Origin of the sequence: Labrys miyagiensis, assembly GCF_030160835.1 — a bacterium.
Classification (GTDB): Bacteria; Pseudomonadota; Alphaproteobacteria; order Rhizobiales; family Labraceae; genus Labrys; species Labrys miyagiensis.
Map to the genome: position 1 here is coordinate 1 of NZ_BSPC01000070.1, position 15,582 is coordinate 15,582.

Consider the following 15,582-nt stretch of genomic DNA (forward strand, 5'->3'; position numbering starts at 1 on the left):
TGATCGCCATACGTTCTTAAAAGTCGGACAGATTCACTACTTTCGTGTCGTGACGCCCTGTTGTCCGGATTCGTCCAAGTAGACCCTGATGGTTCTTGCCGTCATTGACTGGTCGCTGGCTTGCAGCGTCTTTCCCATCTGCAAGATGGCTGCGGCGGCTTCCTCGCTGACCGTGGGCTGTGCCCGCGGAGGCGCTTCGTCTGCTCGGGCTCTCGGCGCGGCGAATCCCAGAAAGACTCCAAACCCAGCGGCCAGAACGGCATATCGTAAGAACGTCGAGGGCGCCTGCCACCGCGGCGGCAAAGCGGCCGGCTTCGAGGCGCTGCCGGTTTGCGCCGCACCTGTCGATTCCGCATCCGGAGCGGGGAGCCATCTCTCAATGCTGTGATAGCCGCTCTCGTCATCGAATGATGACTCTGCGGAAACTGGACGCTGCCGGGGGTTCACGACGGGGCCATCTAAGCCTTTGCAAACTTCCATGACGAATACCTTCTGCGTTACATTTTTTTGCACCTACAAGTGCACGTTTATGCACTGCACAGTGTAGTGCATTTCAAGAGATAAATTCGTCTCGACCGTCCACAGCTAGACGCCAAGTGGACGGACGAAAAACGAAGGCATTTTAGGCGGCGGTGAACAGGATCGAGCCGGCGACCGTCCGACCCCTATTAGTCACGTCAAGAACCCGGCAGTGTAATCTCAGCGCGCAACCCACCTATTTTGCCATTAGGCAGAGCTATTGTGCCCCCATGCAACGCCACTAATTCCTGCGCAATCGAGAGCCCAAAGCCGTCACAGCTTGACGCCACTAATTTCCTGACCTATTGGGTGAGTAAACGTTAACCCAAGTGGCACTTCGTCATGCAGCCGAAGATTTCCCTTCAAGACATCGCGATCCGACTTGGTGTTTCGGTCAAGACGGTATCCGGCGCGCTGCATAACCGTTCCATTCGGATGTCCGAAGAGACCCGGCGGAAGATTCGATCCCTCGCCGATGAATTGGGGTACGAACCCAATCTAATTGCCAGAGGCATGCGTTCGGGCGTGATGCCGATCATCGGCATGATCGGCGATGGGCTTATCACACAGCCCTTCGCCTCAGAGATTGTACGTAGTTTCGACAATGTCCTGCGCACCCATGATCTAAGCATTCTCGTGACCGATATCGCTGGCGGCCGGGGTATCGAACAGGGCCTTGCCGAACTCCAGCGACTTCTGCCACGCGGTATCGTCTATGCCAGCATGTATCACCACGTTGTAGCCCTGCCGGCTGGCGCACGGGGCATGATTGAGTTGATGATCAACTGCCGCGAAGCCGACAACGCTGTTCCTGCCCTGGTTCCTGCCGAGCGGCAGGCGGGCTTCAACGTTACCCGCTACCTGATTGAGCGTGGGCGCCGCGACATCGCCTTCCTAACCTTGCCTGGCCTGGTGGCCAGCAGCCTACGCGAGCACGGGCTGCGAGCTGCCTTCGAAACCCATGACCTTATTGTGAACGAAGATTGGATCAGGCCCGCGACGCGCGGCGCCACCTACTCCGACCGCGCCCGCAGTGTCGTCCGCGAGCAGATTGCCGAATGGATGGCGGCGCCCCAGCGCCCAGACGCAATCCTTTGCGGGAACGATCGCGTGGCCCTTGAGGTCTACGGTGCCCTCAGGCGGGTCGGAGTGGATATCCCCGGCGATGTGGCCGTTGCGAGCTTCGACAACCAGGTCGAGATCGCCGCCAGGCTCGACCCGCCGCTAACGACAATGGCCCTGCCGCATCGCGAGATGGGGCGGATCGCCGGAGAGATCCTTGCCGGGCAGAGAAATAAGCCCGACACGGTGGAGGAAATACCGTTTCGTTTGATCGAACGCGCCTCTGTCTAGGACAGGGCAGTCAAAAGAGGGAGGAAGTTATGTCATCAGTGGGTAAACGTTTTCTCATTTCATTCTGCAGTCTCTCCGCATGGGCGCTTGGCCCCTCGTACTGCAGCGCCGGCCAAGCCGCGACTTTGAAGATGATGTTCCAGGGAGACCCCTACGAGATCCAGATTATCGACGATGCGGCCAAGCGCTTCGAGCAGGCCAATCCTGGCACGACCGTCGAGCTCATCAATACGCCGCACGACGCCTATAATGAGAAGTTCGGCTCGGCGGCGTCTTCCAATTCGCTCGCCGACATCGTCGAGCTCGATGCGCCGTTCCTCTCCAACTATGTGTGGTCGGGCTATCTACAGCCGATCAGCGGCCTTGTCGACCAGGCCTTGATCGATGACATGACCCCATCCAATATCAGCCAGGGCACCTATCTGCCGGACGGCAAGCTCTATGCCATCGGCCTGACGGATTCGACGGTTGCCCTCTATGGCAGTCGCAAGCAGCTCGAGGCGCTGAAGATACGCATTCCAAAATCGGTCGCCGATGCCTGGACGAGGGACGAGTTCGAGGCGGCCCTGAAAACCTTGGCGGATTCGGGCGTCAAATGGCCGATCGACCTCTTCAGAGCCTATGGCACCAAAACCGAATGGATCACCTATGCCTATGAGCCGATCCTTGTTTCCATGGGTTGCGATGTCATCGACCGGAAGACCTGGAAGGCTGCAGGCACACTTGATGGCAAGACTTGTGTGGACGCAGCGACCCTTCTGCAGACTTGGGTGAAGAACAACTGGGTGGTGCCTGCCTCTGCCGGCCAAAACCAGTTTTACGCCGAAGGGCGCCCGGCGGGCCTGGCCTGGGGAGGCCATTGGTTCTACGCCGAAGCCAATGCCAAGATGGGCGATGATGTTGTGGTGATGCCGCTGCCCAAATTTGGCCAGAAGAACGCAAGCCCGAACGGCACCTGGATCTACGCCATCAGCAAGACGGCGTCCGATCCGGCCCTTGCCGGCAAGTTCCTCAGCTTCATGCTGAACGATCCGGCCTATCGCGATGCCTACAAGGCCCATAGCGGCTTCCCGGGTCTGAAGTCATTTGCCGCCGCTTCGCCGCTCTATGCCGACAAGGGCGCCATGGCCGTGGCCTTTGAGCAGGCGACCGCGAGCGCCGTGCCGCGCCCGCCGCATCCGGGCTACCCCACCATCACCCTCGCCTTCCAGGTGGCGATGGCCAACATCTTCGATGGCGCCGATGCGCAGACCGAGTTCACGAAGGCCGCCAAAAAGATCGATGACGACGTCGTGGACAACGGTGGCTACTCCCCCTTCGGCCAGTAAGCGATCCTGCAACACGCCCGCCGGTCCTTCATCGGCGGGCCAACCCCAGGAGTGAAGGATGTCGACTTCGATCTCTGCTCCGGAGCTTGCGGCCCGGGTCGCGACGGGCAGGCGCCGTAAGAAGAACCGGCGCCTGCAGGAAGCGGCCATGCTGCTGCCGGCCTGCGCCCTGATTGGGCTGTTTCTGCTGCTGCCGTTCCTCTCCTCCTTCAGTATCGCGCTGACGAACCAGCGGTTGATCCCGCGTCCGGTGCCGACCCGCTTCGTCGGGCTCGCCAACTTCACACAGGTGCTCACCGATCCGGAGTTCTGGACGGCATTATGGAACGTTGCTCGCTTCACGCTGATGGTTCTGCCGGTTCAGTGTGGCGCCGCGCTAGCGCTGGCTTTGCTGCTCAATCAGAAGCTGCCGTTCCGCAACTTCTTCCGCGGCATGTTCTTCCTGCCGGCTATCACCTCGATGACAGTGGTCTGCGTGATCTGGGCGACGGTGTTCCAATTTCCATCCGGTCCGTTCAATCAGATCCTGTCCTTCGCGACCTTCGGCCTGGCCGGTCCGATCGACTGGCTTGGCGATCCGCATTGGGCGATGGTCTCGATCGTGCTCCTGTCGGCCTGGCAAGCCTATGGCTTCCAGATGATCGTCTATCTGGCCGGTCTGCAGAACATTCCCGGGTCACTCTATGAAGCCGCCCGGCTTGATGGCGCCAATCGCTGGCAGCGCTTTTGGCACATCACCATGCCAGGCCTTCGCCAGACCCACATTTTCGTGCTGATCATCACCACGATCCAGGCCTTCAAGCTGTTCGTGCAGGTCAACATCCTGACCCAGGGCGGCCCGCGCGGCTCTACCAACACGGTCGTGCAGTACATGTACACGGCCGGCTTTGTCGATCAGCGGCTTGGTCTCGCCTCCGCCGTGTCGATCATTCTCTTCCTCATCGTGCTCACCATTTCGCTCGTTCAGCGCTTCATCGTATCGGACCGGCCATGACAACAGCAGCCATCAAACGCCCACGGCCCAAGGTGAAAGCCACTTTCCTTGGCTATGCGGTAGCCGATCTTGTTCAAGCCGGTGCCGTCCTGACTATCGCCCTGGTGATCGTGTCGCCGCTCTTCCTGCTCTTCGTCGCCAGTCTGAAGGCGGACCGCTTCCAGATATTGGCTGACATGGGCAGCTTCCGCGCGTTCTGGGTTTCTGATCCATCCCTCCAGAATTATCGGGAAGTCGCCACCTTCGACGGCGCATTGCCGATGGGCCGCTACCTCGTCAATTCGATGATCATCCTTGCAGTCACGGTCTGCGGTGGCATCTTCGTGAACTCCATGGCCGCCTTTGTGCTGGCCTGGGGGCGCCTACCAGGGCGTGCTCTGATCCTGGCGCTGTTGATCGGCCTTTATATCGTGCCACAGGAATCGATTGTGTTGCCGCTGCTGAGCATGGTGACCAAAGCCGGCCTCGCGGACAGCTTTACGGCCCAGGTCCTGCCTTGGCTGGCCAGCCCGCTCTACATCTTCCTGCTCTACCAGTTCTTCCGACAAATTCCGCAGGACATCTACGATGCCGCCATTATTGATGGCGCTTCGCCTTGGCGGATCTACTGGTCCGTGTTCCTACCCATGAGCGCACCAGCGCTGGCCACCGTGGCAATCCTGCTCGGGATCGAGACTTGGAACCAGTATCTCTGGCCCCTGATGGTAACCCAGACGAACTGGTCGCGCCCGATATCCGTCGGTATCGCCAGCTTCTTTGGCCATGACTCTGTCTACTGGAACAGCGCCATGGCCGCGTCCGTGCTGATGATGGCTCCTGTGCTGGTCTTCTATCTCGCCTTCCAGAGCTGGTTTGTCAGCTCCTTCATCAGTTCGGCCGTCAAGGGCTGAGGGAAACCATTATGCCGACCTTGGAAATCAAGCTCTTACCGGGCGATATCGTTGACCTTTGGGCCCGCCCCGCCCGGGGAGGGTGCCGGTGGAAAGTCACGCTGGATCATGACTCTGACGCCTACACCGAGCTTGCTGGGGAAAACAGCGACGACTTCCAGCGCGCAAGCTATCGAGCACGAATGGCCGGCACCGTCACGGCAAGTTGGGCGGAGGACAGTACCACCGTATCGCTTGTCTATGCCTACACGCCCGCACGGGTCTTCACGGACGGCGTGCGCCTATTGTGGACAACGGACGAGAACAAAAACGGCGGCAAACGCTACCATCTGCACCTGCAACCGCCATGGGGCTGGATGAACGATCCCAACGGGCTGGTGGAAGTCCACGGCGTTTGCCACGCCTTCTATCAGCACTATCCGCATGCACGACGCTGGAACACCATGCATTGGGGCCATGCGGTCTCCAGCAACCTCATTGACTGGGTGCATCTTCCGATCTTCCTCGATCCGCGACCGGCGTTGTTGGCGGATGATCTCAAGACGGGCGGCGCCTTTTCAGGATCGATCACACTCGCCGAGGATAGTTCCTTTCGAGTCTTCTATACGGATCGGGAAGACGACAGGCTGCCAAACTGGGAATGGCAAATCGCTGCTCATTCGGCCGACAAACTTTGTGTCGACGGGGCTCGTCCCATCATCACCGAACGCCCACCCCTGCCGGGTTTACGTCGTGACATGCGCGACCCCTATGTATTCCGCGGCCCTGACGGCCTGTGGAAGCTCCTCCTTGGCGGGGGCGATGCGAATGGCGGCCTCATCCTGCTTTACGAGTCTGAGCACCCAGATGGAACCGATGGCTGGCGTTTCGTCAGCCCGTTGCATTCCGAACCCATGCGTCCTGGCATCCCCGTGGAATGCCCTTGCATGATGGCGCTTGAGGGCGAAGGCGCAGGTTTACATGTGCTGGTCTTCGGGCTGCTTGGCCAGCGCGACGAGATAACCCGGCGGCGTAATCTGTCCTATGCGCTGGTCGGGCGCTTCGACGGCAAGCGCTTCGAGGTCATCGCACGCCGCGAACTCGACTTTGCAACCGACAGCTACGCTTTCCAGGGCTTCCACCATGGCAACCACGGTCCGATAGGGCTCGCCTGGGCGGCGAATTGGACCGACGTGTTCAAGGATCGCGATTACCCTACCGCGATGACCTTTCCTCGCCGCCTGATCTGGCGTGACGGCAATCTGTTCACACCGCCGCTTGAAACCGTCAAGGACCTGCGTGAAGCATCGATCCTCGAACAACCCTCTCAGCTTACTGAACCGCTCGATCTGCCGAGGGGCCTGGCCGAGATTGAACTTGAATTCGCCGCGCGGGATACGGATTTTGCGATCGAATTCGAGCATCCAACCTATCATCTTGGGCTGGTCTCGAAAGCGGGCCAATTGGAGCTTCTGTTCGATCCGCCGGGCACCCGCTCGGTGCCGCGTTACTCCGCCGACGGTGCCGCTGTGCGCAAATTGCGCATCTTCATCGATGTGGGATTGATCGAGATCTATGCCGATGATGGCCGCTGCTGCGCGACGAAGCGCATCGACAGCGACGAGCCCGTAACCGCGCTCCACTTTCTAACCAATCCGGCCACGCTGGCGGTGGCACGCGGCTGGGCGCTGCGGCCGGCGGCGTTCATTCCAATCGAACTGTAATGTGCCGTTGAAGAAGCAAAGAACTTTTAGGGGAAGAAAATGGCCAATGTCTCTTTGAGCAACATTCGCAAGCGCTATGGCAATGTCGAGACCATCCATGGCGTCAGCCTAGAAATAGACCACGGCGAATTCTGCGTCTTTGTCGGTCCATCAGGCTGCGGAAAGTCGACCTTGCTGCGTATGATCGCCGGCCTGGAAGACATTTCTGATGGCGAACTCGGCATCGATGAGGAGATCGTCAACGACGTCGATCCTTCAGAGCGCGGCGTCGCCATGGTGTTCCAGAACTACGCGCTCTATCCCCATATGAGCGTGCGGGACAACATGAGCTTTGGTCTGCGCATCTCGGGTCGGCCAAAGGCGGAGGTGATTGAGCGCGTCAATGCGGCCGGCCGTATCCTGCAGCTCGATGCCATGATGGATCGTAAGCCCTCCCAGCTTTCGGGCGGGCAGCGTCAGCGCGTGGCGATCGGGCGCGCCATTGTGCGCAATCCCAAGGTCTTCCTGTTTGACGAGCCGCTTTCAAATCTCGACGCCGAACTGCGCGTCGCCATGCGTGTCGAGATCGCCAAGCTTCACCAGGAGCTGGGCAACACGATGATCTATGTCACCCACGATCAGACTGAGGCGATGACTCTCGCGGATAAGATCGTGGTGCTGAAGGGCGGCAATATCGAGCAGGTCGGCTCGCCAATTGAACTGTATGAGAGGCCAGTGAATATCTTCGTAGCGGGTTTTATAGGCTCGCCGAAGATGAACTTTCTGAATGCAATCCGTAGTGATGGTTCACCGTCGGCGCTCGGTCTGGCTGGCAAGACGATCGACGCGCCGGCGCTGGCGGCCAGCGGTCAGCGGTTAAAGCTCGGCATCCGCCCAGAGCATTTCGATCGTGGCGATGCACCAGATGTGAGTTTAAGCATGCACGTCGATGTGGTGGAAAACCTCGGCGGGTCTTCCTTCATCTACGGCCGTACGCCGACGGATGAGAACTTGGTCATCGAGCGCCGTGATGGACGCCCCCTCAGGTCCGGCGAACTGATTGAAGTCGGCTTCAACCTGCGAGATGTGCATTTCTTCGACGAAAATGGCCTTCGCGTTGGGTAAAGGTCGGAGCAATGAGGTGGTGCGCCTTGCGCCTGAAGGCAGAGATATCCTTGATGCGAGCGTTACAGATCATCTGATTGGGCGTTCAGTATCGCAGGGCTTTGAGATGCTTGGCGAGATTATATGCGGTGACGAAGACCCGGAGATGGTCCTCGAGGCTTTCAATATCCTCGTGGTGGAAGTTCGCCATGCTGTTGGCGACGCCTCCCCCCAAGGCGCTCGCCATCTCCACCTTCCTCGGCAACTGGCCGGCGTTCTTCTGGCGGCGGATCATTGCTTGTGCGCATCCTACTACTGACGTTGAGCATTCCATCCAATGAGAAATGATCGTGACGGATGCGGCCATCACCCTCATCCCGGCGTTTGCTCATCTTCCTCTTCTTCTAACGGCACATCGGTTGCGGTGTCATGCTGCGCAGCGTGAAGGGATAAGACCATGACGACACCTCAGGCCCGGGACCGGACGAAATTCCCCGATCCCGTCTATGCGAGCACAATCCTCAGGCCGCTGTTCGACGGCGCGAAACAGCACCACGCGCGCATCCTTCAGAAAATTGACCGCGCCCATCTGGTGATGCTCGTGGAAACCGGCATCGTCCCCGCCGAGCAGGGCAGCCGCATTGCAGCGGCGCTCAACGCCATCTCCCGCGAGATCAATCCGGAGACGCTTTCCTATGACAGCGAGGTCGAGGACTTCTTCTTCCTGATGGAGAAGGAACTGAAAACGCGCGTAGGTGCCGATCTCGGCGGCCGGCTACACACCGCCCGCTCGCGCAACGATATCGACCACACATTGTTCAAGCTCGGCCTCAAGGAACGCATCGACGCGCTGTTAGCAAAGAACCGGGCGCTGCTGGCAGCGCTGATCGATGTCGCGGAACACGAGAAGGCCACACTCATCGTCGCCTATACCCATGGTCAGCCGGCGCAGCCTAGCACCTACGGCCACTATCTCGGTGCGGTGATCGAAGTCTTAATCCGCGACATCGAGCGCATGGAAGCGGCGCGGGCAATCGTGGACCGCTCCTCGATGGGCGCCGCAGCAATCACCACCTCGGGCTTCCCAATCGATCGCCACCGGGTCGCCCATCTCCTCGGCTTTTCCGCGCCGTTGCAGAATTCCTATAGCTGCATCGCGGCGGTCGATTATGTGACCTCGGTCTACGGCGCGCTGGAGCTGATGTTCCTGCATCTCGGCCGCCCGGTCCAGGATCTTCAGTTCTGGTCGAGCTTCGAGGTGGCCCAGCTCTACCTGCCGAACGCCTTCGTGCAGATTTCCTCGATCATGCCGCAGAAGCGCAACCCTGTTCCCCTCGAGCATCTGCGCCATCTCGCCAGCCAGACGGTCGGGCGGGCGCGGGCCATGCTCGATGTCATGCACAACACGCCCTTCACTGACATGAATGACAGCGAGGGCGAAACGCAGGACATGGGCTACGAAGCCTTCAGCGTCGCTGAGCGCGTGCTCGATCTTCTCGCCGGCGTGGTGCGCGCCGCCGAGATCGATCAGCGCCGGGTGGCCGTCAACCTGCGACGCTCCTGCGTCACGATCACCGAACTTGCCGACACGCTTGTTCGCCGCGAAGGACTTTCCTTCCGCCAGGCGCATGAGATCGCAGCCGTCGTCGCCCGCATCGTCGTCGCCATGGACGGCGACCTCTCCGATGATGGCTATACGCCCTTCCTGGCGGCCTTCGAGGAGGCGACCGGACGGACGCCGGCCATCGACGCCGAAAGTTTTGGGACCGTGGTGTCGGCTGAAAATTTCGTCGCCGTGCGCGAACGCTTTGGCGGGCCGGGCGAGAAGGCGCTGGAGGCGGCGCTTGCCGGCTACCGGCACGACGAGGCCGCTCTCGCCGCCCGGATGGAGGACCGCATGCGGCGCGAGGCCGACGCGGAGCAGGAACTAAATCGGAAAATCGCCGAACTTGCGGGAGGTGCGTGATGGCAAGCAGGGGTCAGAACAAGAGCAGTGCGAAATCGCAGCTTAGGTGGATAGATTGCAAACAAGGGCCACGAATGCGGCGATTAGGCAATAATTGGGGGCTCAGGAGGCTTAACTGTTTAAGACTGGCTTCCTCCAGTCTTTGACGGTTCTTCCCACGCTGCAATCCTGACTTATGAGAACTTTCGCTAATGGAGGAATTGCATGAAATCCGACCAAGACCTGTTCGCCAAGGGTTTAGCCACCTACCAAAAGGTCATCGACGCCAACTACATGTATCATAGAGAAGTCTATGGATTGCTTCATGGAGTTCTGCTTGAGGAGACAACTGACGGATTTGTTTTTGTTGATCTCGCCTGTGGTACGGCTCCAGCTTCGGCAACAACGCTCGAGGGCACCGGTGTCGGTCGTTATGTTGGCATCGACATTTCTCAGCCGTCGCTTGAGATTGCTAAACAAACGCTGTCCGCACTTCCCTGCCCGTTCGAACTGCGCTGCCAAGATTTTGTCGAAGCCATCAATAACTGGACCGGCCCTGTCGATGTGATTTGGATTGGTCAGTCCCTTCATCACCTTCAACTAAACGAGAAAAGAGACTTCGTGCGGACGGTGCACAATCTTCTTCCTCGTCATGGCCTGTTTCTGATTTGGGAGACAACCTGTTTTGAGGGCGAGGATCGGGAGGGCTGGATGGAACGCTTCCGCCAAATCCGCCCGCAGTGGCCAGCGATCAACGATGAAGAATTCGCTTCATTTGATAGTCATCATCTTGCCTCGGACTATCCTGAGACCTCCGCGACATGGCATGGAATGGGTCTTGACGCAGGCTTTGATCGGGCGGACGAGCTGATGACGGCGCCAAACCAGCTGGCCCGCGTCTATCGCTTCCGCCACATGTGAGCCAGGCGCGTCGCGCTTGCGTGTGTGGGCTCAGGATTAAATGCGGTATGTCAGAGCCATAAACGACGTTATGCGAATCCGCCTGCCGGGTCGGTGCTGCACCTCAGCACTCGCCAGGAGAACTTTGCCTTGCTGGTTCGGGTGAGAATCCGATGATCCACCTGGCGTTCTCGCGCGAAAGAACCAGATTATTTTTTCGAATTTCGACGATATCCCACCCACCTACCTTCATGCTCTTCTGGACACGTAGACCTGATCCGCTGCCATTGGAGCGAAGTAGAGCAAAACTTGGGGGCCCAATACCGGTCCCGACGAGAGTGAAAGCGGGAGCCACTGGCGTGACGGGTGGAGGAGCCGGCGGCGCAGGAGGAGCAATGCTCACGAACGGCATTGTCACGCCAGCTTCGGACTTGCGATCTCGATGACGGCTCGGTAGCCAAAACGATGCATAAAATCAGCTACAGTGGGTATCGCTTCCCGACCGAGATCATCCAGCAGTCGATCTGGCTGTATTTCCGATTCACTTTGAGCTTTCGCGACGTCGAAGATTTGTTGGCGGAGCGCGGAATAACGGTTTCCTATGAGACGGTCCGGCGCTGGGTGAACCACTTCGGGCCGATGATCGCCGCGGATCTGCGCAAACGTCGCCCCAAGCCTTGCACCACCTGGCACTTAGACGAGGTCTATCTGAAGATTGCCGGCCGTACGGTCTATCTGTGGCGCGCTATCGACGCCGAGGGTGAGGTGCTCGACGTATTGGTGCAGTTCAAACGAAACAAGCATGCCGCCCTTAAACTGATGCGCAAGCTTCTGAAGAAATATGGCTTCGTCCCCGATCGGTTGATCACCGACGGTTTGCGCTCCTATGGAGCCGCCGCCCACGATCTCGGGATTAGCAACCGCCATGCGAGCGGTCGGTGGCAGAACAACCGAGCCGAGAATTCGCATCAGCCAACCCGCCGAAGGGAGCGCAAGATGCAGCGCTTCAAGAGCCTGGGCTCAGCACAAAGATTTCTCTCCGCTCACGCCGCCGTCTTCAGCACCTTTAACGTCCAGCGCCACCTCACCTCTGCCCCAACGCACCGCGTCTTGCGCGCTGCGGCGATGAGAACGTGGCGCGAGGCGGAGATGGCTGCTTGAAATTACAAGAGCCGCTGCCTCTTCGCGCATTTTTCGTTAGCAACGTGACAATGCCGTTCTGTCCCCATGCCCCCATTGCAATGGCCGTTCCCGCAAGCACCCTCCTGCGGGTTACGAGAGGCAAAGTCATGCTATTGTCGGAATGAGTTCAATGTCCGTGTTCCGCGGCATCCTATCGATCCGCAAGCAGGACCTTCTTAGCGACCCGCCGCGGCGTCTGTGTGGCACTCGGATTCGACGGGCAATAACATAGCGGGGTGAATTTATGGAAGCGAAAGAACTCATAAAGCAGGCTCGCAACTTGGCGAAGCCCTTCAGGGTTACGGACGGTACGAGCTTCCGCCTCAAAGACATCGATCCCGGTGACACGCTCGACCTGGGTTCCGAAGATAAACCGCGCGCCAAGGAAGTCCTCGCCACGGGCATCGAGGCGCTGGCCGAGTTCCAGGACATGCTCTACGCACAAGACCGCTGGGCGGTGTTGCTCGTCTTTCAGGCCATGGATGCCGCCGGCAAGGACGGCACCATCAAGCACGTCATGTCCGGGGTCAACCCCCAGGGCTGTCAAGTGTATTCCTTCAAGGCGCCATCGGCGGAAGACCTTGATCACGATTTTCTGTGGCGCTGCATGAAGTACGTGCCGGAGCGCGGGCGCATTGGGATCTTCAATCGAAGCTACTACGAGGAAACGCTCGTCGTGCGCGTCCACCGGGAATTTCTCAATATGCAAACGCTCCCGCCTGAGCTCGTCACCGAGGACATCTGGAAAGAGCGCTTCCAGGATATCCGCAGCTACGAGCGCTACCTGACCCGCAACGGCGTCATCATTCGCAAGTTCTTCTTGCACGTGTCGAACGAGGAGCAGAAGAGACGTTTCCTCGAACGGCTCGACAACCCGGAGAAGAACTGGAAGTTCTCGGCCAACGACATCAAGGAGCGCGCATTCTGGAACGATTACATGACGGCGTATGAGGACATGATTCGCAATACCGCCACGAAGGACGCGCCATGGTACGTCGTGCCTGCCGACAACAAGTGGTTCACCCGCATCGTGGTCGGTGCTGCCGTCATCGAGGCGCTGGATGCGCTCGATCTGCACTATCCGAAGGTCAGCGCGGAGAAGCTGAAGGAGCTCGCCGCGGCGAAGCGCGCGTTGGTGGGAACAAAATAACCGCCGCGCAGGGCGCTGATGCAATCGGCTTCGGCCGACCCATTCAACGGAGTTGGGGAATTCACCATGCCGCCGTCGGCGACGAGACAGCTCGGCGTGTCCACGCCGGCGAGTTCCGCCGGAATGGTCACCGCTCTGACCCCTCAAGGTTCTTCGCATCTCGCGCTGGGGTCTGGCCCCGTTGTTGCCGATAGCCAGGCGGCGCCGTTCAATGAATGGGTAACTCATTCTGCGGTCGAAGCGTCGCCCGCCACTTGAGCTGCACGAATCGCGATTGACCGCTCCCACTCGCTGCAACGAAGGCTCTAAGACGCACATGCCCGAGGAAGTCGAGATCAAGCTCCGACTGTGGCCCGATTGTGCCGGTCGGCTAAAGCGGTCCACCTAGCTGTTGAGGACATCGATACGATGAAACCCGCGCTTGCGTATAGGGTACCGCGCAAAGCATGAGTGACGTTCGTCCACTGTTCGCCTTCGCATTCCGCGGCGGGCTGGGGCAGGTGCTGCGCGATCTTGCGGAGGCCGACCTCGCGGCGGCAACGCGGATTTCATTTGGGTGCATCTCGATCTTCGCGATGCCGCGGCGAAGGCTTGGCTGCGCCGCCGCCCATGGCCGCCCGACGTCGTCGAGATGGTAGTTGCTCCGATCCAGCGCGGTAGGCTCTTCATCACGCCGGATCTGCTCTACGGCCATCTGCACGACTTCCGCGACGAGCCAGATGCCGTCACCCTGCAAGCGGGCTCGCTCTGCGTTGTCGCATCTCAGACGCTGGTCGTCACCGGTCGGCGCGTCCCGCTGCTCTCGGTCGAGGAGGTGCGACGCCGGGTGGAAGCGCGAACGGTCCTGCCGGCGCTGTCAAACTAACTCCAAACTGTCTCCACCAAGTGCACGTACGCCAAACCGGACGTCGGTTAGGCTGCGACGGCCCGCCACTCGGCCAGGGCAGCCGAGCGTCTCTGCTTGTAGATTTCCCGGCTGACGAGGTGGCGCTCCGAATTAAAGTGATTGTGGATCTGGCCGTGGACGGCGACGAATTTCTGAAGCGTCTTCGTCCTGCGGAATTTGAGCATCGCCGCCTCTCGTTGTCGAAACGGTTGAAGGGAATTCTCGGCCCGATTGTTCTTCCAGCGGCCGACTTCCCGGCGTTTGAGGTTGCCGATTTCCCGCATGGCCGCGCCGTAGGAGTGCAAGCCGTCGGTGACGATGATCTCGGGAGGCCGTAGCGCTTCATAGCTTTCTTGAGGAATTTCAAGGCGGCGGCCTTGTCCCGCGTCTTGCTGACGAAGAACTCCAAAACCTCGCCCTCGTGATCGACGGCCCGCCAAAGATAGTGGAGCTCGCCGTTGATCTTCACGACAACCTCGTCAACGTGCCAGCGCCAGCAACTGAAGTTTCCAGCCCTCACCCGTCTCTTGCGGATGTCGCCAGCGAACAGCGGACCAAAGCGGTTCCACCAAAATCTCACCGTCTCATGGCAGATGTCGATGTCGCGTTCATGCAGCAGGTCCTCCACATTCCGCAACGATAAAGGATAGCGCACGTACAGCATCACCGCCAGGCGGATCACCTCCAGCGACGAGTTGAAATAGCGAAACGGATCGGACTTGGAGCTCTCCATCCTCGCTCACTACTCTACCCCGCCATCTTCGGCAATTTGCTCTGACAGAGCCGAATTGGGAGAACGCACTTGCCTCTGGCTTCGAGAGGAACCGCTCTGATGCGGAACTAGATAGTGAGAAGAGCACTCACAAGTTGAGCAGTGCGTGGCGCAAGGGTCAACCCTATGTGTCCATGACCGAAGGCAAGAATGACGTCCCTGGCGCCTTGAGATGGTCGGATGACAGGGACGGAATCGGGCATCGAAGGACGGAAGCCAAGCCATGAACGGCTCGGCTCACCAAGATTTGGTAAAATCTGGCGCGTATACGCAACCATGTTGTGCACGAGGCTGGGGGTAGCGGGCGCGGCTAGTCCGCCGAACTCCACTAGACCCGCCACGCGAAGCCGGCCGTTCATCGGGCAAAGGTAGAAGCCGCGCGCCGTCGGACGGATTGGTCGTTCAATCGGTAGCTCGGCCATGTCAAATTCCACATGATAGCCGCGTTCGGTATCGAGCCTGATCCGGTCCCCGATCTGCGCAGCAAGCTTTCTCGAGCGAGCGCCGGCAGCGATGACGGCCTTGCGCGCACTAATTTCATAGGGCGCAGCAATGATCCGGACTCCCTTGGGCTGGCGCACAATCTCTTGAGCGGAGGCCCGAACGAATTCGACGCCCATCCGGCGAACAGCTCCAAACAAGAGATGCATCACCGCACCCGGATCGCTGAGGCCGATCGCGTTCGGAAAGAACAGGCCGCCTCCTTCGAATGACGGCAGTCGCGGTTCTAAGCGGTGCACTTCGTCGGCCGAGAGCAGGTTCTGGCCCACACCGTAGCTGGCGCGCACCGCGATGTCTGCGGCAGCCATGTTAAAGGCCTCGCTGGAGGCGCAGGCTTGTGGTACGCCGGTGCTTGCCTTCGGCCGTGGCGGCGCTT

Annotated in this window: 13 protein-coding genes and 1 pseudogene; 11 read left to right on the forward strand and 3 right to left on the reverse strand. The window is 59.6% G+C overall.

The features are described 5' to 3' along the window. Nucleotides 1-861: 861 nt before the first annotated feature. Genes QQL24_RS31660 through QQL24_RS31685 form a run of 6 tightly spaced genes read left to right on the forward strand, consistent with a single transcriptional unit; the run spans nt 862 to nt 7,891 of the window. On the forward strand, nt 862-1,872 hold the full coding sequence (locus tag QQL24_RS31660; RefSeq protein WP_284316305.1) for a LacI family DNA-binding transcriptional regulator: 1,011 nt from the start codon (nt 862-864) through the stop codon (nt 1,870-1,872). Between the two features lie 38 nt (nt 1,873-1,910). Next, nucleotides 1,911-3,200 (forward strand): ABC transporter substrate-binding protein, encoded by a 1,290-nt coding sequence (locus QQL24_RS31665; RefSeq protein WP_431310783.1) that lies wholly within the window; start codon nt 1,911-1,913, stop codon nt 3,198-3,200. A gap of 58 nt (nt 3,201-3,258) precedes the next feature. Further along, a complete protein-coding gene (locus QQL24_RS31670) occupies nt 3,259-4,194 on the forward strand; it encodes a carbohydrate ABC transporter permease (protein WP_284316307.1) in 936 nt (311 codons plus the stop codon). Continuing rightward, entirely contained in the window at nt 4,191-5,084 is an 894-nt protein-coding gene (locus QQL24_RS31675; protein ID WP_284316308.1) for a carbohydrate ABC transporter permease, read from the forward strand. Before QQL24_RS31670 ends, QQL24_RS31675 begins: the two co-directional genes overlap by 4 nt. Before the next feature lie 11 nt (nt 5,085-5,095). Then, on the forward strand, nt 5,096-6,787 hold the full coding sequence (locus QQL24_RS31680) for a GH32 C-terminal domain-containing protein (RefSeq protein ID WP_284316309.1): 1,692 nt from the start codon (nt 5,096-5,098) through the stop codon (nt 6,785-6,787). 39 nt (nt 6,788-6,826) lie between these two features. Further along, entirely contained in the window at nt 6,827-7,891 is a 1,065-nt protein-coding gene (locus QQL24_RS31685) for an ABC transporter ATP-binding protein (RefSeq protein WP_284316310.1), read from the forward strand. Nucleotides 7,892-7,976: 85 nt separating this feature from the next. Here the strand turns inward: QQL24_RS31685 and QQL24_RS31690 are convergent, their stop codons facing one another. Then, nucleotides 7,977-8,165: a hypothetical protein gene (locus QQL24_RS31690; RefSeq protein WP_284316311.1), complete on the reverse strand. Its 189-nt coding sequence runs from the start codon at nt 8,163-8,165 to the stop codon at nt 7,977-7,979. A 162-nt stretch (nt 8,166-8,327) separates the two neighbouring features. Here QQL24_RS31690 and argH point away from each other — a divergent pair, with 162 nt between their 5' ends. The 5 genes from argH to QQL24_RS31715 all read left to right on the forward strand — a co-directional run bounded on the left by argH (nt 8,328) and on the right by QQL24_RS31715 (nt 13,912). After that, nucleotides 8,328-9,836: an argininosuccinate lyase gene (gene argH / locus QQL24_RS31695; protein WP_284316312.1), complete on the forward strand. Its 1,509-nt coding sequence runs from the start codon at nt 8,328-8,330 to the stop codon at nt 9,834-9,836. A gap of 204 nt (nt 9,837-10,040) precedes the next feature. Beyond that, nucleotides 10,041-10,736, forward strand: coding sequence for a class I SAM-dependent methyltransferase (locus QQL24_RS31700; protein ID WP_284316313.1), 696 nt, complete (start codon nt 10,041-10,043; stop codon nt 10,734-10,736). Between the two features lie 444 nt (nt 10,737-11,180). After that, a complete protein-coding gene (locus QQL24_RS31705) occupies nt 11,181-11,876 on the forward strand; it encodes an IS6 family transposase (RefSeq protein WP_284316316.1) in 696 nt (231 codons plus the stop codon). Nucleotides 11,877-12,141: 265 nt separating this feature from the next. Further along, on the forward strand, nt 12,142-13,047 hold the full coding sequence (locus tag QQL24_RS31710; protein ID WP_284316314.1) for a polyphosphate kinase 2 family protein: 906 nt from the start codon (nt 12,142-12,144) through the stop codon (nt 13,045-13,047). 550 nt (nt 13,048-13,597) lie between these two features. Next, on the forward strand, nt 13,598-13,912 hold the full coding sequence (locus QQL24_RS31715; protein WP_284316317.1) for a magnesium transporter CorA family protein: 315 nt from the start codon (nt 13,598-13,600) through the stop codon (nt 13,910-13,912). A 47-nt stretch (nt 13,913-13,959) separates the two neighbouring features. On the opposite strand, the pseudogene QQL24_RS31720 reads toward QQL24_RS31715, so the two are convergent. Next, nucleotides 13,960-14,666: pseudogene (locus tag QQL24_RS31720) on the reverse strand (IS6 family transposase). Nucleotides 14,667-14,773: 107 nt separating this feature from the next. Next, on the reverse strand, nt 14,774-15,582 hold an 809-nt coding region (locus tag QQL24_RS31725), incomplete at its 5' end, for an NAD(P)/FAD-dependent oxidoreductase (RefSeq protein ID WP_284316315.1).